We start from the raw sequence: 21,627 nt of genomic DNA, 5'->3' as shown, positions 1-21,627 counted from the left end.
TTTCGATGACACAAAAATAAGAGGAGTTCCGCTCCCCTTATTTCCAAATCAGGTGTCATCCTATTATGCCAAAACAGGTCCGCCGGCAGTTAAAACCCTTTACTACAGCCACTTACAGCCATTTCTTTTCATTACTTCCAACGCCGTTTTCCAGCAGAAAAATTCATTGTTTCACCATTAAAATGACTGGAAAAGGGCAGGAAGCTGCGCCCGTCCAAGGGAGCGGCACCGGTTTTTCCAACGGCCTTGCCTGCTCAAAAAGTTCCTGCTTACACCTTTACCTGCCCTTCGATGGAATCATCCAGGGTCTTTCCCACAATAGCGCCGGCGACGCGCTTCAGGAAAGCCACCGCCTGGTTATGTTTTACATCCCAGTAATACGCCTGCACCGGCGCTACCCGGATCACTGATATCCGGGGGTCGTCTTCCCCTTCCGTGAACCAGGTTTTCAGCAGGGGCTTCCACAATTCTTTAATTTTTTGCCGGTCCGTGGAAATCGTCGCCTGCCCGTAAACGGTAAGAAAATCAGCATAATCCGACCCCTGGAAAAGCAGTTGCACGGAAGGATCGGCCGCTATTTCCGCATTTTTATGGCTGTCGGTGGCGCTTAAAAACCAAAAGCAGCCCTGGTCGTCCAGTTGTTGTACGGCCATGGGGCGGGTGGCAAAGGGCATACCCGTGCGGAGGTTCGTGCAGAAAAAACAGGCGGTTGCTTTATCATTGATCTCCCGGAGCTTTTCCAGGGCATCTTTTCCCAAAAGATCTTCATAATTCTTTTCCGGCTGCTGCTGGTTGATGCTGTCCATATCTTTTTAAAGACGGCAACCCAAAAAATATACCTGTTCCCTTTTTTGCCGGCACCCTACGGCCTGCCCGCCAGGGTGTTCCTTTTCGACAGCACCAAAAACCTGCGGATCAGGAACAGGGAGGCGAACGTCAGTCCCAGGATGAGGCCCAGCCACAACCCCCGGGCGCCCATATCGAAAATAAAGGCAAGCAGGTAGCCGGCGGGCAAACCGATCACCCAGTAAGCGACGGCGATCAGGAGGGTAGGGGTCCGTACGTCCTTGATGCCGCGCAGCAGCCCGGCGCCGATGGCCTGGGTGCTATCGGAGACCTGGAATACGGCCGCAAAAAGCAGTAAGGAACCGGCCAGCTGCAACACCCCCGTGTCCTTGTTGAACAAGCCGGGAAGCTGGTGGCGGAGCAGCGCGAATGCGGCCGCGCAAACTGTTCCGTACAACAGGGCCACCAGCAGCGTGCTTTTGCCGACAGCGGTGATCTTTTGCCAGTTGCGGCTGCCGTACGCATTGCTGACCCTTATGGAGCCGGCCTGGGCCAGCCCCATCGACACCATGAACGTAAACGAAGCGCAGCCCAGGGCGATCTGGTGGGCGGCCTGCTCCAGGGCGCTGATGGTGCCGATCAGGATGCCGGCCACGATAAAGGCGCCCGCTTCCATCCCTATTTGCAGGCTGCTCGGTATGCCGATGCCCAGCAGCTCCCGTATGGTTTTCGGGTGCAGCCGCCACTGCTTTCCCCGAACCGCCACATACCGTTTAAACCGGTTGCTCCCCAGGATCGTCATCGCCAGCAGCAACAGGATAAACGACCGGGTAATGAGGGTGGCCCATCCCGCCCCCCTCAGCTCCAGCCGCGGGAAGCCCCAGTTACCGTAGATCAGCAGCCAGTTCAGAAACACGTTTACCGGGAGGGCCAGCAGGGAAAAATACATGGCCATCCGGGTGATTTGCAGCCCGTCGGCAAACTGCTTCAACGTCATGAACAGCAGCATGGGGATCAGCGACAGGCCCATCAGCTCCAGGAAGGGAAGGGCCAGCGCTACCACCTGCGGGTCCTGCCCAAGGTGGGATAAGATGCTTTTCCCCGCCAGCAACCCGGCCGAAATGACCAGCGCGGTAAGCGCGCAGATACAAAAGCCGTTGAAAAAATAATGCGACACCAGCTGTCCGTCGCGGCGGCCGTGGGCCATGGAGACCATCTGCGAAACGGAGATCGTCATGCCGATGCCGAAAACGAAGGGAATGTTCATCACGTTCATGACCAGTGCGCAGGCCGCCAGGTGCCGGTAACTGATCGCCCCGACCATGGCCGTATCCATGATGTGCAGGGAGATCTGGGCCAGTTCGCCAATGATGATGGGCAGGGCCAGGCGTAAGGTTTTTGAAGCTTCGTCGCGCATAAATAAGGTAAAGAAAGGTCAGCCAATAACCTCTGTTCGTTGGTGCAAGCGGCCCTTAAACACAGGAAGCGCAAAATTAAACCGAACTGTTTCCATAAAAAAGTCCATCAAATCCATTCTTTTGTCTATTTTCTTCCATTCGATAAAATTCATTTTTGTGTCAGAATATAACGCTTGCCTTATGACGTCAACAAAATCTGAGTTCAGTCTGCGCTACCTGCTGTTCATCTCTTTCATTGCGGCGATGGGAGGCTACCTGTTTGGCTTCGACTTCGCTGTCATCTCCGGCGCCCTGCCTTTTTTGAAAACACAGTTCGGATTAGATGAATACTGGGAGGGCTTTGCGACAGCCTCCCTGGCCTTCGGCTGCATCATTGGTTGCCTTACTGCCGGAAAGATCGCCGAAGTGAAAGGCCGCCGCATGGCGCTGCTGATCGCGGCAGGCATCTTCTTTCTTTCTTCCGTGGCCATGGCCGTTTCCAGCCAACTGTCCTTTTTTATAGCTGCACGGTTTTTAGCCGGTATCGGGGTGGGCATGGCCTCCGTGGTGTCGCCGATGTTTATCGCCGAGATCGCACCCGCCCCGGTAAGGGGCAAGATGGTAGCGGTGAACCAGTTGACGATCGTTACCGGCATCCTGGTCACCAACCTCGTCAATTATTCCCTGAGCGATAATGGCGCCGACGCCTGGAGATGGATGTTCGGCTTAGGAACGGTGCCTTCCGCCTTGTTCCTGGCGGGGGTGTTGTTCCTGCCGGAAAGCCCAAGGTGGCTGGTCTCCCGCAACCGTACGGAAGAAGCCCGGAAGATCTTATTGAAAATCGGCGACACGCATTACGCCAACGGCCTGATCCGCTCCATTGAAGAATCCCTGGCCAACACGCACAAGCCGAAATACAGCGACCTGCTGCAGAAAGCGGTGCTGCCGGCGGTGCTGGTGGGTATCGGGCTGGCCGTATTTCAACAGTTTTGCGGCATCAACGTCGTGTTCAATTTTACCACGTCCATCTTCCAGACAATTGGCTTTTCGCAGGAAGACCAATTAAAGCAAACGGTCTTTATCGGCATCGTCAACCTGTTGTTTACCCTGCTGGCGATGTGGCAGGTGGATAAGCTGGGCCGCAAGCCGCTGATGCTGTTCGGCGCCATCGGGCTGGCCGTATTGTATATCCTGAGCGCCCTGTTCCTGCAGCAGAAATCGGCGCATGCTGCCTGGTTTTTACTGGCGGCCATCGGCACCTATGCCATGTCGATTGCGCCCGTGACCTGGGTGCTGATCTCGGAAATTTTTCCCAACAAAATTCGCGGCATCGGCACCTCCATAGCGGTGGTGGCCTTATGGATGGCATATGCGCTGCTGGTATTCACCTTCCCGATCCTGGCGCAAAAGCTGGGGGCCTATACACCCTTTTACCTCTATGCCGGCATTTGCCTGGCGGGGTATTTGTTCATCCGGCTGAAAGTGAAGGAAACAAAGGGCAAAACCCTGGAACAGGTGGAGGCCTCCTTTGTGCCGCACTGATGCGGTGCCCTGTTTTAATGGATCTTCTTTTCCCGGTACTCCTTGGGTGGCATGCCCATCACTTTGGTGAACATCCTTGAGAAATAATAAGGATCGCTGATCCCCAGCTCCTGGGCGATCTCCCGGACCCTCATTTCGGTAAACAACAGGTACTGACAGGCCTTTTGTACTTTCAGGTGGTTGAAATATTCGATCGGGGCGAACCCGGTCTTCTTTTTAAACAGGTAGGAAAAATGAGGCACCGATAAACTGACGGCCTCGGCGATTTCTTCCAGCGTCAGCAGCTGGTCGGTCTTGTTTTTCAAAAAGTCGATCGCCTTCTCCACGGCATCCTGGCGGTCCGCCCTTCCTTTATCCTGCTGGTCGTGGTACACCAGCGTGGTCAGAAAGTGCCACAGGCACATATTGGCATATTGCAGCTGGTCGGTTCCATACCCTCTTTCCAGCTGCCCGTAGATCTCGTTGAACAGGCCGATGCTCTTCTCGCTGTTCTGCAAAAAACCCTTGTAGCCGTTGAATTGTTTCTGAAACAGGGCGACGATGGAATCGGAGAGGCTGCCTTTGAAATGCAACCAATAAATAGTCCATGGTGCCTTTTCATCGGCGGCATACACATGCGCCGTTTTCAGCGGCGCCACAAAAAAGTCGCCGGCTTCGATCGCGTACCGGCTGTTGTTGATCCTGGCTTCGCCCCGGCCTTCGTGGCAATAGATCAGGATATGCTGGTCGGCGCCCTGGGGCCGTTCCCGGTAGTGGTATTTGGCTTTGGGGTAATACCCGATATCGGTAATGTACAACGGGCTGATAAGGTCGTTTTCAGCGCAGCGGCTGGAGAGGATCTGCCGGGGGATCACAATGGCCTTCTGCCCCTGGAAGCCTTCTTTCTTTCGTTGGAGTTCGGAGAACATGGCCCATTTTTAGGAGGAATAAAAGTAAGCACTTACCGCCGCACGACCATAAAATAGTCTATCGAAACCAAAATATACTCCAGCTTTTCATGCCTTTTGTGTGCTTATTTTGAACACTTAAATACATCATCCATTAACGAACAGTTTCGCATATGAAGCATCAGGTAAACGTCTGGGTAGAAGATTTCGTGATTCCTACCTATCCCATTGGCAAGCCGGAAAAGAATCCCATGTTTTTAGAAAAGCGGGTGTACCAGGGCAGCAGCGGCGTGGTGTACCCCCACGCCGTCGTCGAGAAAATATCCGACGAGAAGGTGGACAAGGCCTACAAAGCCGTTTTCCTGGAAAATGCATTTATAAAAATCATGGTACTGCCCGAGCTGGGCGGCCGCATCCAAATGGCCTACGACAAGGTAAAGGAGCGTCATTTTATCTACTACAACCAGGTGGTGAAGCCGGCGCTGGTGGGCCTGACCGGTCCCTGGATCTCGGGGGGCATTGAATTCAACTGGCCCCAGCACCACCGCCCCAGCACCTTTGAACCCGTGGATTACACCATCGAAGAGCACAGCGACGGCAGCAAGACCGTTTGGGTGAACGAGGTGGAGCGCATGTTCCGCACCAAGGGCATGGCCGGCTTTACCCTGCACCCCGACAAGGCCTATATCGAGATCAGGGGGAAGCTCTATAACCGCACGCCCTTTCCGCAAACCTTCCTGTGGTGGGCCAACCCCGCCGTCAAGGTGAACGACCATTACCAGTCCATTTTCCCGCCGGATGTCTACGCCGTTTTCGACCACGGCAAACGCGACGTTTCGTCCTTTCCCATCGCCAAAGGCACCTACTACAGAGTGGACTATGCGCCGGGAACCGATATCTCCCGCTACAAGAACATCCCGGTACCCACCTCCTACATGGCCATTACGTCCAAATACAATTTTATCGGCGGCTACGAGCACGATACGCAGGGCGGCCTGCTGCACGTGGCGGACCACCACATCTCTCCCGGCAAGAAGCAGTGGACCTGGGGGCACGGCGCCTTCGGCCAGGCCTGGGACCGCAACCTTACCGATGAAGACGGCCCCTACATCGAGCTGATGACCGGCGTATATACCGACAACCAGCCGGACTTTACCTGGCTGCAGCCTTTCGAGGAAAAGACCTTTGTGCAGTATTTCATGCCCTACCGGGAAGTAGGGGTGGTGAAAAATGCCACCAAAGAGGCCGTGGCCGGCCTGGAAGTAAGGGGCAGCGAAGCGGACGTAAAACTGTACCTCACCGCCCCCTACCGCCAGGTGAAGATCGCCCTGCTGCGGGGCGGGGAAGAGCTGTTCAGCGAGGTGGTCAGCAGCGGGCCCCAAACGCCTTACCTGAAAACCATCACCCTCCCGGAGGTCCTCGCCCCCGAAGCGATACAGCTGGTGGTGACCAACCTGGAAACGAACAAAGTGCTGGTCAGCTACCGGCAGGAGCAGGCCGTGGAGCAGGAAATCCCGGCACCGGCACAGGCCGCTAAACGGCCGCAGGAGGTGGAAAATAATGAACAGCTGTACCTGACGGGCCTGCACATCGAGCAGTACCGCCATGCCACCTACGTGGCCACGGATTATTACGAGGAAGCCCTCCGCCGCGACGAAAAAGACGTACGGTGCAACAATGCCATGGGCCTTTGGCACCTGCGCCGCGGGCAATTTGCCAAAGCGGAACCCTTCCTGCGGAAGGCGATCGCCACCCTCACCCAGCGCAACCCCAACCCCTACGACGGAGAAGCTTACTACAACCTGGGCTGGGCGTTAAACATGCTGGGCCGCAAGGAAGAAGCCTTCGATGCCTTTTACAAAAGCGTCTGGAACGACGCCTGGCAGCAGGCCGGCTACCTGAACCTGGCCCGAATCGCCTGCGGGCGCGGGGATTATGAGGAGGCGCTGGAACTGGTGGAAAAATCCCTTCTGAGAAATTACCACAGCCACACCGCCCGGCACCTGAAGGTGGCTATTTTGAGAAAACTGGATAAAGCAGCAGAAGCGCATCGCCTGATCCGCGAGTCGCTGGCCATTGACCCGTTCAACTTCGGCTGCCTGTTTGAAAGCTATTTGCTCCATTCGGCAAAGGAGCAACCTGCGGAAGCAGAGGGCGCGCTCCGCCGGCTGCTGGAAGTCAGCCGCAACTGGGTGCATAATTTTATCGAGTACGCCTTTGATTACGCCCATGCCGGCTTGTTTGCCGAAGCTTCCCATCTGCTGCAGGTGCATGTACAGCATGGTTCGGAACCGTACCCGATGGTGTTTTATTACCTGGGATGGCTCGCCCGCCAGCAAGGAAATAATAGCCAGGCGACCGGCTGGTTCCAACAGGCCGCTGCCCTGGATCCTGACTTCTGTTTTCCGAACCGCATAGAGGATGTGCCGGTCCTGCAAACCGCCATGGAGCTGAACCCGCAGGATGCCCAGGCGCCCTATTTATTGGGCAACCTGTGGTACGACAAGCGCCAGTACCGCGAGGCCATTGCCTGCTGGGAACGTTCCGTGCAGATCCATGACCGTTTCCCTACGGTGCACCGCAACCTTTCCCTGGCTTATTACAACAAACTGAAGGACCCGCAGAAGGCGCTGGCTGCGCTGGAGAAGGCTTTTGCACTGGACACCACGGATGCCCGGGTGCTGATGGAGCTGGACCAGCTCTATAAAAAACTGAATACGCCGCACCGGCAGCGCCTGGAATTTCTGGAAAACTACCTGCCCCTGGTGGCCTCGCGGGAAGACCTGTACCTGGAACGGGTGACCCTCTATAACAACCTGGGCGAATATGGGCAGGCGAAAGACCTGATCGCGGCCTTTGTCTTCCACCCCTGGGAGGGAGGTGAAGGAAAGGTGGTGGGCCAGTACCTGCTGTGCCACCTGGAGCTGGCAAAGGAAGCGCTGAAAGAGGGCCGGGCGGAAGTGGCCTTGCAACGGCTGGAGGAGGCGGAAAATTACCCGTCGAACCTGGGAGAAGGAAAACTCTTTGGCACGCAGGAGAACGACATCCATTACCTGAAGGGACTGGCGTACGAACAGCTGGGCGATGCAGCGCTGGCGAAAGCGTATTTCCAACAAGCTACCCAGGGCATCAGCGAGCCCGTGCAGGCCATCTTTTACAATGACCCCCAGCCCGACAAGATCTTTTACCAGGGGCTGGCCTGGATAAAATTGGGCGAGCCCCAAAAGGCTGCGGCCATCTTCAAAAGGCTGATCGACTTCGGGCAGCAACACCAAAACGACACCATCAGCATTGATTACTTCGCCGTTTCGCTCCCCGACCTGCTGGTGTTTGATGCCGACCTGGACCTGCGCAATAAAGTCCATTGCCGGTACCTGGAGGGCCTGGGCCAGCTGGGCCTGGCGAACGGTCAAATAGCCCAGGCGGAGGCCTGTTTCCGTGAAGTACTCAGCCTGGATGTGAACCACCAGGGTGCGGCCGTGCATCAACAGATGGCAGATTTTATCACCCTCATTGAACAATAATGAAGCCATACAGACTACTTATCCTGTGTGCCTGCTGTTGCGCCACCCTGCAGGGCGGGGCGCAGAAAATCCTGTCGCTGGCCGGCAGCTGGCAGGTAAAGCCGGACCCGGAAAATACAGGGGTGCAACAACAGTGGTACCGCCAGAACTTTGAAAGGCCCATTCAGCTCCCCGGCACCCTGGACGATGCCGCGATGGGGAAATCCCCCGGCCTTAGCCCGGACGAATTAAAAAAGGACCTCCTGCTGAATCTTACCCGGAACCATTCCTACATAGGAGCTGCCTGGTACGCCCCACCGGATTGTTCAACCCGGATACCGCCCAGCTAAAAGGCGTGCAGGGACGTTTTGCGCCCGTATTCTGGAGCCCGGTCCATTTTCCCAACCAGCCGGGCACCATGGGCCTGTTGTTCCACCGGATGCACCTCCGTTCGCTGATTTCCGGAAAGCAAACAGGGCTGTCCCTGCGGCAATAAGGGCTGCCATGCCGCTGCTGGTAAATACGCCGGTGGCGCCGGTATAAAGGAACTCAAAACATTGGAATCAACCCGGCTATTGACCCGGCTCGTCGGACTGCATCCGTTTTTGGTATTCGGTGGGGGGCATGCCGAATTGCTTCAGAAAATTTCTTCCAAAATTGGTTTGGGAGCCAAAGCCGGTCATGGCCGCGATCTCATAGATCTTGTATTGCCGGTCGGACAACAGTTCCGCGGCTTTCTTCAGCCGGGTGATGTTGACCAGTTCATGGGGCGTCAGGTTGGTCAGGGATTTTATTTTACTGAATAAATTGGTGCGGCTCATATTCATGAGGCGGGTTAGCTGGTCCACGTCCAGTTCCGGGTCGTCCAGGTTGGCCTGGATGACCCCATTGAGCTTATCCAGAAAAAGGGCATCCGGCCGCGTATGGGCAACGCTTTTTAATTGCACCGCCGGCGACTGGGCAAAATATTCTTTGAGCTTGTTGCGGTTGGAAAGCAGGTTGGCGATCTGCACGCGCAGATGGTTGGTCAAAAAGGGTTTTTCAATATAGGCATCGGCGCCCAGCTCCAGTCCTTCGATCTTCGATTGAATGGTGTTTTTGGCCGTTAACAGGATTATTGGAATATGGCTGTACTCGAAGTTGGATTTGATGATCTTGCACAGCTCAAATCCGTCCATGATCGGCATCATCACGTCGCTGATGATCAGATCAACCGTTTCTACTCCTATCCGGGCCAGCGCCAGCTGGCCGTTTCGTGCGGCCAGGACCCGGTATTGTTCTTCCAGGACATCGGTAAGAACTTCCACCATTTCCTTATTGTCTTCCACCAAAAGTATAGTAGGCTTCATGGTTTCATAAACACTTTAATGATCTAAAACGAGACCCGGGCAGTTACATCGGTGCTGCAGCTGCCTGCTGCAGGGGTAAAGTAAGCGAAAATACATTCAGATCGCCTTCGGAAGGCTCGAGCACCAGGACGCCGTTATGCAGCTCTGTTAAGGAACGGGAAAGCGCCAGCCCAATGCCGGTGCCGGTTTCCGACTCGGTTTCCCGGATACGGAAAAAAGGTTCGAAGATCTTTTCCTTTAAAGATTCCGGAATCAGGTACCCGTCATTTTTTACCAGGATGGTAAAGGAAGCGGCATTGTCTCCCTGCAGCTTTAAAAGGACGAAAACCTTGCTTTGGGCATATTTCACGGCATTACTGAATAAGTTATAGATGATTTTATTGAAAGCGTCCACATCCACAAAGGCCCGGCAGGGCGCTTCCGGGAGCTGCAGGGACAGGGAAAGACCCTCCTGTTCGGCCAGGGGAAGAAAGGCGGCACAGGCTTCCTGCAACAGGGCGGAAATGTCCACCTGCTCAAAGGACAAATGGAACTTTTTGATCTCGGTTTGCCTAAAATCCAGCAACTGGTTCGTCAGGTCGATCAGCCGGTTGGCATTGCGGTCCATAATTTTAAGGCTGTTCTCTATGCCCGGGATGTTCCCGGCTTTGGCAATGACCTTTTCCAGGGGCACCTTGATGAGGGTCAGGGGCGTCCGGATCTCGTGGGCCACATTGGTAAAAAAGTCCACCTTGGCCTGCAGCACTTCCTTCTCCTTGGCCAGTTCCATTTTGAGGATCTCTTTTTCCTTTTCTATTTCCAGCAATTCGAATCTCCGCCGGTTCTTTTCTTCTATGCGCCGGTGGTACGAGCGCACGATGAAGGATACCAGCAGCAGCAAAAGCAGGGCATAGGCCGTGTAGGCCCACCGGCTGGCCCACCAGGGCGGCAGGATCTTTATGGTCAGTTTTGTTTCCGGCCCGCGCAGGGTGCCGTCACTGGGAATCGCCTTGACATGGAACCTATAGGTGCCGGGGGACAATTTGGTAAAATAGACCCGCCGGTTTTGTTTCAGGTTGATCCATTTGGGCGAAAGGCCTTCCACCTGGTAGGCATATTGCACCATCCCGGGGGCGGTAAAGTTCAAGGCAGCGAAATCAATGCTGAAGGTGGACTGGTCGTGTGCCAGCGTAAGGGTGGGGGTGTAGGTAATGGATTCCTTTAACGGCGAACCGGGACTGTCGATCAGCAGCTCCTGGTTATTCACCTGGAAGCCGGTGATATAGACCGGAGGGTGAAAGGTTTCCGGCACCACTGCTTCCGGCTGGAAGCTGACCAGGCCTTTGGCGCTGCCAAAGTACATGCGGCCCTGCTCGTCTTTGAAGGCGGACCGGTGGTTGAACTGGTCGCTGAGCAACCCGCTGGCCGTGGTAAACACCTGCAGCCTGCCGGAAGGGGGATGGAAACGCACCAGCCCCTTTGTCGTGCTGATCCAAAGCTGTTGCTGCCGGTCTTCCAGGATGCACAGCATAAAGTCGCTGGGAAAGCCGTTGGCCGTACCGTAGCGGGTGAAATGGGCCGAGCCTTCGTTCCATTGGCACAACCCATCCTCCGTGGCCACCCAAAGGTGGCCGCGGCTGTCTTCAAAGACGGAGTTGACCCCGTTGCTGCCCAGGCTGTTCGGGTCTTTTTCGCTATGGGTAAAGGTGCGGGTAGTACCCGTGGCCGGATCAAACATCTGTAACCCGTTTCCAAAAGTTCCGCCCCAGAAAACGCCTTTTTTATCTTTTACCAACGACGTATACCAGAGGCCGGGCGGCAGGCCCGGAAAGGTCTCGAACCGGTCTTGCTGCCGGTTATAGGTAAAAACGCCCCGTGGCGAACCCATCAGCACCTGGCCGGAATCGGTTGGGTACAGGCAATAAATAAAGTTGCTGGTAAACCCGCTTTCCCCGGCAGTATAATGCCGGATCACTTTGCCCGTGCGGGTATCCAGGATATCCAGCCCATGGTTGAACGTACCGATCCACAGCTCATTCCCGGTAGCCAGCAGGGCATGGATATTGAAAAAGGAAATGCCCGAGGGGCCGCCGGGTTGATAGGCCGTAAACCTCCCGGTAACAGGATCCAGTTTATTAAGCCCCGCATCTTCGGTGCCGATCCATAAATTCCCCTGCCGGTCCTTTTGGATTTCACCGACCACGTTGCCGCTCAGGGAGTTTTCGCCTTCTTTGGGAAAATACTTGGTAAACAGCGTTTGCTGGCGGGGCAGGTAATTGAGGCCCCGGAAATAATTGCCCACCCAAAGGCCGCCTTCGCGGTCGCGGCAGATGGTATAAATGGCATTATCGGAAATGGAGTAGGGGTTGTTGTATCGTTTCTGGAGGTGCCGGGTGCCGCCCGTTTTGGTGTTGTAGCTATAAACGCCGGACTCCGTGCCCAGCCAGAATTCATCGGGAGCCGTTTGCTGGATGGCCCGGATAAACAGGTCGCTTTGCCCGCTGTTGGGCAGGGTAATGTCCTGGTAGGTGGAACGGGCCGGGTCAATGAGCTTGATCTCGTTATGGGAAGTGCCCGCCAGCAAAGAGCCATCCGCGGTGGTGTACAAGCTTTCGATCCACCTGCTCTTGGCGGGCTTGGAATGCCCAAACAGGTCAAAGCCCGAAAAGGAGTCGCTCCGGGGCAGGTACCGCTGCAGCTGCCCGCCCGAGGTGCCCACCCAAACGGTTCCGTCCGGCGTGGTGCAGATGCTGGTCGCCAGGAAAAATTTTTGAGGAGGGTAGGATACCAGTTGGTTCGTTTTCGGGTTATACCGGCTCAATCCATACCGGGAGATCAGCCACAGGTTGCCCTTTGCATCCCCTGCGATCTTATGGATATACAGGCTGCCGGTGGCCGGCATCAGGCGGAACTTTTCCGTTTTTTCAAAAAATTGGTACAGGCCTTCGTCGGTGGCCACCCACAGGGTGCCCAAACGATCTTCGTACAGCGCATGGATCGAGTTGTTGCCGATGCTTCCGGGCTTGCCGGCCGTTTTCCTGAAAACTTTAAAGGTGTAGCCGTCAAAGCGGTTCAGCCCGTCCTTGGTGCCGAACCACATAAAGCCCCGCTTGTCCTGCAGGCTGCACAGGACCGCATTATGGGAAAGGCCGTTTTCCACGCTGTATTGCCGGAAATAGTACGGCTGCCCCAGCAGCGAAGCTCGGGACAAGAGTATAAGTAAGGATAAAAATAGGAACCGGAGGGCCTGCAATCGTATTGGTTTAGAGGCGAATAAAACGGAAGATAACAGAATACTCCGGAAAAAAATGTAGAAAAAGGGGCAAAACAAAATCCGGACTTTTCGTCGAAGTTGCTGAACGATCCATGGAAGGGAGCCGGTTTTTAAATGTCAATTTTACGCTTCAGTAAATCATTCAATAAAACGATTCCTGTCATGAACGTACGCTTGCCTGTTCGCCCCCTTAGGGGACGACCGCCCGGTTTCTCCAAAAAACTCCGGCTGCTGTTGCTCACTTCCTCTTTATTCGCATCTTCTGCTCTTCTGGCCCAGCAAAATGTTTCCGGCCGCGTCGTGGCCGGCGACAGCGCCATTGCCCATGCCACGGTGCAGGTAAAGGGCTCGACCGTTGCGGCCCAGACCGACGAAAAGGGCCATTTTACCCTTACAGCGGCTTCGGGCGCCACCCTGGTGGTCAGCCACGTTGCCTTCGACGCCAAAGAAATCGTGGTGCCGCAAAACGGCATCGTAACCATCACCCTCAGCCAGGCCGGCGGGCCGGCCATGAACGAAGTGGTGGTGATCGGTTACGGCCAGGCCCGCAAAAAGGATTTGACGGGATCGATCGTACAGATCCGCCCCGACAAGATCGCCGACCAGAACCCCAACACCGTGCAGGACGTGCTGCGGGGCACGCCGGGCCTCAGTATCGGCCTGGACCCGTCGGCCAAAGGCGGCGGCTCCATCCAGATCCGGGGGCAGCGCTCGGTGTTCAACAGCGCCGGCCACAACGATCCCCTGCTGGTGTTGGACGGCATGATCTTCTATGGCGAGCTGTCGGAGATCAACCCCGACGACATTGCCCAGATCGACGTGCTCAAAGACGCTTCGGCGGCCTCGATCTATGGCGCGAAGTCGGCCAACGGCGTCCTGATCATTACCACCAAAAAGGGGCAGCAGGGCAAGCCTAAAATTAATTTCACCTCGAACTACGGCCTCGCTACCATGGGCGCCCACCGCAACGTCTTTGGCGCGGAAGGCTATATGCAGTACCGCCAGGACTGGTATACGGCGCCCACCTACGGCCTGAACGCCACCACCGGCAACTACGAGGCCTACCAATCCTCGTTTAAAAACCAGCCCGGCTACCACCTGCGGCCCACGCAGGAGAACCTGGACAAATACGGCATTACGCTGGACCAGTGGCGGGCCTATACCGCGGCCACCAATGCCGGCGCAGCGGACGAGGAGATCTGGGCCAAACGCCTCCTGATGCAGGGCACGGCGCTCACCAACTACCTCAACGGCCAAACCTTCGACTGGTACGACCATACCTTCCGGAAGGGGCAGAACCAGGATTACAACATCAGCGTGTCGGGGGCTTCCGCCAATTCGAACTACTATATGTCGATGGGCTACCTGTCCAACGAAGGGGTGGCCGTAGGCGACAACTACAGGGCTATCCGCTCGAACCTGAAGCTGGAAAGCAAAGTCACCAAATGGCTGGACCTGAGCGGCAACATCAACTTCCAGGACCGGTCCGACGGCGGCCTGGCCGTGGACTGGAACCGGCAGGTTACCGTCAATGCCCCCTTCGCCAGCTATAAGGATGCCGCCGGCAGCCTGCTGGTGCACCCCATGGGCGACCTGATGGTGAACAACTACGGCTACAACTATGATTACGACCTCCGCTACCGCGACCTGGACCGGGGCTTTACCATCTTCAACACCATCCTGAGCGCCAAGGTAAAGCTGCCCTTCCACATTAATTATTCCTTCAACACCTCGCCCCGCTATTCCTTCTTCCACGACCGCTACTGGGAGTCGTCGCAACACCCCGACTGGCGCGGAACCAACGGGTTGGTGAACCGCGAGCAGGCCAAGCGCTTCGACTGGTCGCTGAACCACACCCTGAACTGGGAAAAGACCTTTGCCCGCGACCACCGCGTCAACATGACCCTGGTGCAGGAGGCCGAAAAAAGGCAGTACTGGCAGGACCGGGTGGAGGCCCGCAACATCCTGCCCTCCGATGCCCTGGGCTATCATGAAACCCTTTACGGCGACAAGAACCGCAGCAGCTTCAATTCCGACGATACCAGGGAAACCGCGGACGGTATGCTGGCCCGCCTGTTTTACGCCTACAAAGGGCGGTATATGCTGACCACCTCGGTGCGCCGCGACGGGTACTCGGCCTTCGGCACCTCCAACCCCAGGGCCACCTTCCTGTCGGCGGCCCTTGCCTGGACCTTTACCGAAGAGGACTTTTTAAAATGGAAGCCGCTGACGATGGGCAAGCTGCGGTTGTCGTGGGGGCAGAATGGCAACCGCGACCTGGGCGACCCCTACCTGGCGCTGGCCAACCTGGGTGCGGGCATCGGCGCCACCATGGGCTACCTGGACGCCAGCGGCAACCTTATTCAGTACCGTTACCTGAGCGTCAACCGCCTGGCCAACCCGAACCTCTCCTGGGAAAAGACCGAATCGCTCAATGCCGGCCTCGACTTCGGTTTTTTGAACAACCGCATTTCCGGCACGGTGGATTATTATATCACCCCCACGGTGGATATGATCATGAACCGCACCCTTCCGCAGTTCTCCGGTGTTTCCAGCATTACCACCAACCTCGGCAAAGTGATGAACCGCGGCTTCGAGCTCACGGTCAATTCGCAAAACATCCGGAGTAAGGACTTCAACTGGAACAGCACGCTCGGTTTTTCGAAATACAAAAACACCATCGAGCACCTGTACTACGTGAACGACAACATCCTGGATGCCGAAGGGAATGTGATCGGCACCAAGGAGCGCAGCGACCTGGCCAACGGCTGGTTTATCGGTCAGCCGGTCAGCGCGATTTGGAACTACCGGGTAACGGGCATCTGGCAGGCAGGCGAAGCGGCCGAAGCCGCCCGCTACGGGCAACGCCCCGGTGATCCCAAGGTAGCCAACAACTACACGGCGGACGATATCAAGAATGCCAACGGCACGGTAACGCCGGTGTACAACGACAACGACAAAGAGTTCCTGGGCCAGTCGGCGCCGCCGGTCATGTGGTCGCTGCGCAACGATCTTTCCTACAAGGGCCTGAACTTCTCCTTCAACATGTACTCCTACTGGGGACATAAAAGCCTCAGCACGGCCTACCTGAACCAGGATAACGGCACCTCGCTGGTCACCAACCTGGCCAATGCCTACGCCAAGGACTACTGGACGCTGGAGCGCCCGACGGAGCACGTGGCCCGCCTGGACGCCAAGGGGCCTTCGGGCGTCAATGCGCCGGGAAGGCTGTTCGACCGCTCGTTTATCCGCCTGGAGAACGTCACGTTGGGCTATACGCTCCCGGCCCGCCTGCTGCCGGCCAAAGGGATCGAACGGGTAAAGGTTTACGGTGCCGTACGCAATGTAGCCGTTTGGAAAAAAGACAGGAACTGGAACATCTGGGATGTGGAGACCGGCGGCCTCGCCCCCCGAATTTTTACAGCCGGAATCAACATTGGATTATAAAGCAACTGAAACATGAAAAAGTCGTTTACTTCTACTAAAAATAAATTTGCAGGCATCGCCCTGGCAGCCTCCCTGGCTATGGGCGCCCTGGCCGGTTGTAAAAAAGAGTTTTTGCAGCCCGATCCGCTGTCCTTCTACGAACCGGGACAGACATTCTCCACCCGGGCGGGCCTGGATGCGGCCATGGCCACCTGCGACCGCCATTTGCGTTCGTACTGGACCTATTTCCAATACCAGGACTTTGCCCTGCCGATCACCACGGAATACATGTTCTCCGACCTGGCGGTGGCCGGCAAAACCGATGACGGCAACATCCTGGCCGACATCGCCACCCGGCTGACGCCCACCGACATGCCCGAGCAGCTGCCGTACTTCTGGAACGAGACCTACAACGGCATCAAGTATGCCAACACCGTACTCAGCTTTATCGGAAACGTCGAAGGCCTGGACTCCGCCACCCGCAACGAATACCGGGGCCGGGCGTTCTTCCACCGCTCCTTCCGCTACCTGGCGCTTTGTTTCCAGTTCAAGGACGTGCCGCTGGTGACCAAGCTGCTGGAAGTACCCAAGGTGAATTACCAAACCACCAAACGGGAAGCCATCCTGCAGATGATCACTGCCGATATGGAAAAAGCCGTGCAGTGGGTGCCCGATCAAAAGAACATGACCCTGGTGGGCATGGTCAACAAAGGCGCCTGCCGCCAGCTCCTGGTCAAGTGCTACCTGGCCACCGGCCAGTTTGACAAGGCGATCGAGCAGGCGGACCTGCTGATCGGCAGCTCGGGCTATTCGCTGATGGGGAACAACTTTGGAAACTTTATCAACCCCTACCCGGTAACCTGGCCTATCACCCGCAACGTGATCTGGGACCTGCACCGCCCGGAAAACAAGGGCATCGGCGCGAACAAGGAAGCCATTTTGGTAATGCCCAACCGCATCAATACCGACATGGGGGTCAAGATGAATACCATGCGGGTGTGGACGCCTTTTCTGGATTACGCCGCCACCAAGGCGCCGGACGGCCGGCAGGCGGTGCGGTTTTACGCTCCCTCCAATGCCAACTTCCGGGCAGCGTTTGCGTACGTTCATGCCATCGGCAGGGGCTCCGCCCAGATCCGTCCCACCTACTTCGCCCAGCATTCGCTCTGGTTGGTGAACGGCGTGAACGACGGCGGCGACCTGCGCCACAACAGCACCGTGGGCAACTGGGCACGGATGGACTCCCTCAAATACAACGACCCGGCCAGTACCGCCTGGTTTGGCAAAAACCTGCGCCTGCGCGCTGCCAACGGCGAGCTGCTGTGCACCGATACCATCCGGGGCTGGTTTGACTGGCCGCACTACAAGTATTACATCGAAGACCCCAATGAAACGCAGGCGCCCAACGAGGTCAACCACCGGGGCGGCGCCGGCGACTGGTATTGCTACCGCCTGGCGGAAACCTATTTACTGCGGGCCGAGGCAAAGTTTTATAAAGGCGATATCGCGGGTGCCACGGCCGACGTAAATTCGGTACGGCAACGGGCCAAATGTACCCAGTTATATACAACCGTAACCCTGGGCGATATCATGGATGAACGCGCCCGTGAACTGAATATGGAAGAATGGCGGTTTACCGAGTTGAGCCGGGTGTCGTATTCGCTGGCCCTGAGCGGCAAGGCCGACGAGTGGGGAAATACGTATAGCGTGGATAACCTGGACCGGAACAGTTACTGGTTCCAGCGCATCCAGCACTACAGCGATTTTTACAACAAAGGCAAGGTGTCGGTGCGCAACCGCTCCTACACCATGGCGCCCCACAACATCAACTGGCCCATCCCGCAGACGGCCATCAATGCCAACGGCGGCGCCCCGCTCCGGCAAAACCCCGGCTACAGCGGCTACAACGCCGACGTAGCCCAATGGCAAACCTGGCAGGAAGCCATAGCAGATGAAGACAAACAATAATGATAAATTCTCGTACATGAAGAACACACTCTTAAGCGGTTTTCTTTTGCTGCTGCTGGCCCTGTCGGCGGCAGCGCAGGAGCCGCTGCTCAACCCCGGGCTGTCCCGGAAGACCACTTCGCTCAACGGCACCTGGCAGTACATCATCGATCCCTATGAAACGGGTTATTACGACTACCGGTTCCGGGAGCGCAGCCCCGGCGATCCCGAAGCGTACTGGAACCGGCCGGTACAAAAATCAAAGACCGACCGCAAAGAGCACGGCTATACCGACCGCTACACGCTGCAGGTTCCCGGCGACTGGAATGCCCAGGACCCGAAGTTTTTGTATTACGAAGGAACGGTCTGGTACCAGCGCAGTTTTGATTATGCAGCGGAAAAGGCGGGCAACCGGGTATTCCTGTATTTTGGCGCGGTGAACTATGCGGCCGACGTGTACCTCAACGGCAAAAAGCTGGGGCGGCATACCGGCGGCTTTACCCCCTTCAATTTCGAGATCCCCCAAAACCTGCTGCTCCCGAAGGATAATTTCCTGGTCGTTAGGGTGGACAACAAGCGCAGTAAGGAAGAAGTGCCCACCGTCAATACCGACTGGTGGAACTATGGCGGCATTACCCGCAGCGTGGAACTGGTGGAAGTACCGCCGGCCTACATCCAGAATTTTTCGGTGCAGCTGAAAAAGGGGGCTGCCGGCAAAAAGCCTAATTCCAAAAAGGCCGAGATCAGCGGCTGGGTACAACTAGCCGAACCCTATACCGGCAACCTGACCGTGGAAATCCCGGAGCTGAAGGTCAAAAAGCAGGTCGCCGCATCGGGCACCGAGGTATCGTTTACCCTCCCGGTTTCCGCCCTGCAACTGTGGTCGCCCCAACATCCCAAACGCTACGAGGTGATTTTGCGTACCGCCGGGGACGTGGTGACGGACAAGATCGGTTTCCGCACCATTGAAACGGCCGGCGAGCAACTGCTGCTGAACGGGGAACCGCTGTTCCTGCGGGGCATCTGCGCCCATGCGGAAATCGGGGAGGAAGGCCGCCGGGCACAGGGAAAAGAAGATGCGCTGAAACTGTTGGGCAAAGCTGCGGAACTGGGCTGCAACATGCTGCGGCTGACCCATTACCCGCACGACGAAAGCATTATCCGTGCGGCCGATTCGCTGGGCTTTGTAGTGTGGTCGGAGATCCCGGTCTACTGGACCATCGATTTCACCAGCAAGGCCGTTTATGAAAAGGCCAAAACCCAGTTGGGGGAAATGATCACCCGCGACCGCAACCGGGCCAGCATCATCATCTGGTCGGTAGGCAACGAAACGCCGGTCAGCCCGGTACGCACCGAGTTTATGCGCAACCTGATCGCCGCTGCCCGGCAGATGGACAGCACCCGCCTGGTTTCAGCGGCGTTGGAAGTGCATTATGCTTCCGGCAAGGACCTGAACCTGGTGGATGATCCCCTGGGGGCTTATGTGGACATCGTCTCCTTCAATGAATACCTGGGCTGGTACGGCAAGCTTCCGAGCGCCTGCCGCACCACCAACTGGAATACGCCCTACAACAAACCCCTCTTCATCAGTGAAACGGGGGGCGGTGCCAAGGCCGGCTTCCACGGCGACTCGCTGACCATCTTTTCCGAAGAGTACCAGGAATGGTATTACCGGGAGCAGGTGGCCATGCTCCAGCGGATGCCTGCCAAATTCGTGGGCCTGGCGCCCTGGGTACTCACCGATTTCCGGTCGCCCAAGCGCAATAACCCGATGCAGGACGGATGGAACCGCAAAGGATTGTACAGTGAAAAAGGAGAAAAGAAAAAGGCGTTTTATGTGTTAAAAGACTATTACGAACGCATGAAGCAGCAGGAAGAAAAGAAAAAACAAGGCAAGGCCGGTTCCAACCGGGTTGCAGGAAGATAAAAAAGGTCCCCTCCGATGGAGGGGATTTTTTTTGCGCCCGGCAGGTGTACGAACTATTCCACCGGCAGCAGCACGTGAAAGCTGGCTCCTTTTGCCGGTTGCCCTTCGGCCCATATTTTTCCGCCATGGTTGTGCACTACCTTTTTACAGAGGGCAAGCCCCATACCGGTCCCCGGGTATTCCTCCTTGCTGTGCAGGCGTTGAAACATGACAAAAATCTGGTCGGCCGCTTCCGGTTTAAACCCGATCCCCGTGTCGGTAACGGAAATTTCGTAGTAACCCCGGTACCGGTCCGGTTCCTTTCTACAGGTGATTGCAATTACCGGCGGCTGGCCCTCCCGGGAAAACTTCAGGCTGTTCTCCACCAGGTTATAGAATAGCTGGTACATCTGTTTAGGGACCGCCTGAAGGACGGGCAGCTTCTCCGATTGAATGGTGGCCGCTTTTTCCCTGATGGCCGCCTTCAGGTCCGTCCGCACCGCACCGAGCACTTCGCCCAGGTCAACCGGTTGAAACGTCTCCTTGCGGTTCAGCGCAATAAACGCCAATACTGCCTTCAAGGCAGCCCTCATGCTGTGTGCGGCAACAACCATCCGGTCAAACTTTTTCCGGGACGCTTCCGTGAGTTTGTCATAGCTGTCCGCCTTCACCATATCGGCGAAGGTGAGGATCTTGCGCAGCGGCTCCTGGAGATCGTGGTTGGATACGTAGGTAAACTGCTCCAGCTCCTGGTTGGCCTGTTCCAGCTTCCGGGCGTGTTGCTGTACCTTGTTCTCGGCCGCTGTCCGCTGTTGGTCCATGCTGTTTAAATGACGCGCCTGGTGCACCACCACGATCACAAACGTAAACAGGAAGCCCACGACAACGATGGCCACGCCAAAGCCTGTATCGTACAAACCCCACCGTTCGCCCTGGTAGCGGAGAAAACCCAGCGCCAGGGGAACTACAATTATATATGGTATCAGCCTCCGGGCAATAAAGCCCCCCGGTCCCTTGCTGAAAACCGTAAGAGTAAACACGTTTTGGGAAAACAAAAAAAGAAAGCAGATCACGAACGCCAGGAAGCATACGGTGGTATGCAGCGCCATCGGCTTAAAGGGTTTTAGCGTAAAAATGTCATTTTCATTAATTATATAGCCAAACAAGGAAACGATAGAGAGCAGGAAGACAGGTGTCAGAAAAAATAAAACAAGGTTGTGCCTGCGCTTAAAAAGTAATGCCAGGATCATGGTGAGCGCGAATAATGTAAAGGAAAAGGCAGTGATCGGGGAAATAAAACCGTATTCAAGCCGCCCGGAATAAAGCAGGTCGTCAAATGCATAATCCGTTCCGGCGATAATATCCACGAGCCGCAGGCCGCCCACCAGCAAAACGAATGCAGCTAATGCCCACATCACGGCATGCGTACGCCGGCTCTTTTGCCTTGGAACCTCAAGGTACCGCAACTGCCATACCGCCATAGCGATAAAGCTCAGCGCTGTAAAGGGATTCATGCCTACCAGGCCCGGCAAAACAGTGGTAAAGGCCGTTATGTGTGTATTTCGGTAAAAGCGAGCCACCCGTTTCGATGAAACAAGGCCAGTTAAGAGGAACGTAAGTTGATGAGTTAA

Annotated in this window: 14 protein-coding genes; 8 read left to right on the top strand and 6 right to left on the bottom strand. The window is 56.3% G+C overall.

All coding sequences use genetic code 11. The annotated features are described in order from the left end of the window. Positions 1-181: hypothetical protein (locus V9K67_RS25880; protein ID WP_336727832.1), on the top strand; the 181-nt coding region annotated here is incomplete at its 5' end. Positions 182-269: 88 nt separating this feature from the next. Here the strand turns inward: V9K67_RS25880 and V9K67_RS25875 are convergent. Further along, positions 270-806 carry a pyridoxamine 5'-phosphate oxidase family protein gene (locus tag V9K67_RS25875; RefSeq protein WP_336727830.1) on the bottom strand — a complete coding sequence of 179 codons (537 nt, stop codon included), beginning with the start codon at positions 804-806 and terminating at the stop codon, positions 270-272. A 56-nt stretch (positions 807-862) separates the two neighbouring features. Next, a complete protein-coding gene (locus V9K67_RS25870) occupies positions 863-2,203 on the bottom strand; it encodes an MATE family efflux transporter (RefSeq protein ID WP_336727828.1) in 1,341 nt (446 codons plus the stop codon). Between the two features lie 181 nt (positions 2,204-2,384). Between V9K67_RS25870 and V9K67_RS25865 the strand changes: the two genes are divergently transcribed. Continuing rightward, positions 2,385-3,725: a sugar porter family MFS transporter gene (locus V9K67_RS25865; protein ID WP_336727826.1), complete on the top strand. Its 1,341-nt coding sequence runs from the start codon at positions 2,385-2,387 to the stop codon at positions 3,723-3,725. 14 nt (positions 3,726-3,739) lie between these two features. On the opposite strand, the gene V9K67_RS25860 is transcribed toward V9K67_RS25865, so the two are convergent. Continuing rightward, on the bottom strand, positions 3,740-4,633 hold the full coding sequence (locus V9K67_RS25860) for an AraC family transcriptional regulator (RefSeq protein WP_336727825.1): 894 nt from the start codon (positions 4,631-4,633) through the stop codon (positions 3,740-3,742). 152 nt (positions 4,634-4,785) lie between these two features. Between V9K67_RS25860 and V9K67_RS25855 the strand changes: the two genes are divergently transcribed. From V9K67_RS25855 to V9K67_RS25845, 3 genes are read left to right on the top strand one after another with little or no spacing between them, the layout of a single operon-like run. Beyond that, on the top strand, positions 4,786-8,136 hold the full coding sequence (locus tag V9K67_RS25855) for a DUF5107 domain-containing protein (RefSeq protein WP_336727822.1): 3,351 nt from the start codon (positions 4,786-4,788) through the stop codon (positions 8,134-8,136). Continuing rightward, positions 8,136-8,465 (top strand): hypothetical protein, encoded by a 330-nt coding sequence (locus V9K67_RS25850; protein WP_336727821.1) that lies wholly within the window; start codon positions 8,136-8,138, stop codon positions 8,463-8,465. The genes V9K67_RS25855 and V9K67_RS25850 overlap by 1 nt, the downstream gene beginning before the upstream one ends. Positions 8,466-8,470: 5 nt before the next feature. Beyond that, positions 8,471-8,611: a DUF8487 domain-containing protein gene (locus V9K67_RS25845; RefSeq protein WP_336727819.1), complete on the top strand. Its 141-nt coding sequence runs from the start codon at positions 8,471-8,473 to the stop codon at positions 8,609-8,611. A gap of 76 nt (positions 8,612-8,687) precedes the next feature. Here V9K67_RS25845 and V9K67_RS25840 read toward each other — a convergent pair whose 3' ends face one another. Together V9K67_RS25840 and V9K67_RS25835 are read right to left on the bottom strand one after the other, a co-directional pair. Then, positions 8,688-9,464, bottom strand: a complete 777-nt coding sequence (locus V9K67_RS25840; RefSeq protein WP_336727817.1) for a response regulator transcription factor — start codon at positions 9,462-9,464, stop codon at positions 8,688-8,690. A 43-nt stretch (positions 9,465-9,507) separates the two neighbouring features. Further along, positions 9,508-12,654 (bottom strand): ligand-binding sensor domain-containing protein, encoded by a 3,147-nt coding sequence (locus tag V9K67_RS25835; protein ID WP_336727815.1) that lies wholly within the window; start codon positions 12,652-12,654, stop codon positions 9,508-9,510. Positions 12,655-12,879: 225 nt separating this feature from the next. On the opposite strand from V9K67_RS25835, the gene V9K67_RS25830 reads away from it, so the two are divergent. The 3 genes from V9K67_RS25830 to V9K67_RS25820 are packed head-to-tail and all read left to right on the top strand — an operon-like array spanning position 12,880 to position 20,017. Continuing rightward, on the top strand, positions 12,880-16,164 hold the full coding sequence (locus V9K67_RS25830) for a SusC/RagA family TonB-linked outer membrane protein (RefSeq protein ID WP_336727813.1): 3,285 nt from the start codon (positions 12,880-12,882) through the stop codon (positions 16,162-16,164). Between the two features lie 12 nt (positions 16,165-16,176). Beyond that, the gene (locus V9K67_RS25825) at positions 16,177-18,111 is read left to right on the top strand and encodes a RagB/SusD family nutrient uptake outer membrane protein (RefSeq protein WP_336727811.1); all 1,935 of its coding nucleotides are present in this window, start codon (positions 16,177-16,179) and stop codon (positions 18,109-18,111) included. A gap of 16 nt (positions 18,112-18,127) precedes the next feature. Next, the gene (locus tag V9K67_RS25820) at positions 18,128-20,017 is read left to right on the top strand and encodes a glycoside hydrolase family 2 protein (protein ID WP_336727808.1); all 1,890 of its coding nucleotides are present in this window, start codon (positions 18,128-18,130) and stop codon (positions 20,015-20,017) included. Between the two features lie 53 nt (positions 20,018-20,070). Here the strand turns inward: V9K67_RS25820 and V9K67_RS25815 are convergent, their stop codons facing one another. Next, positions 20,071-21,105, bottom strand: a complete 1,035-nt coding sequence (locus V9K67_RS25815; RefSeq protein ID WP_336727805.1) for a sensor histidine kinase — start codon at positions 21,103-21,105, stop codon at positions 20,071-20,073. Positions 21,106-21,627: the final 522 nt, after the last annotated feature.

It is taken from the genome of Huijunlia imazamoxiresistens (assembly GCF_037132455.1).
GTDB classification, from domain to species: Bacteria; Bacteroidota; Bacteroidia; order Chitinophagales; family Chitinophagaceae; genus Flavisolibacter; species Flavisolibacter imazamoxiresistens.
The sequence above is the reverse complement of the archived record's forward strand: the minus strand, read 5'-3'. Positions and strand labels throughout refer to the sequence as shown.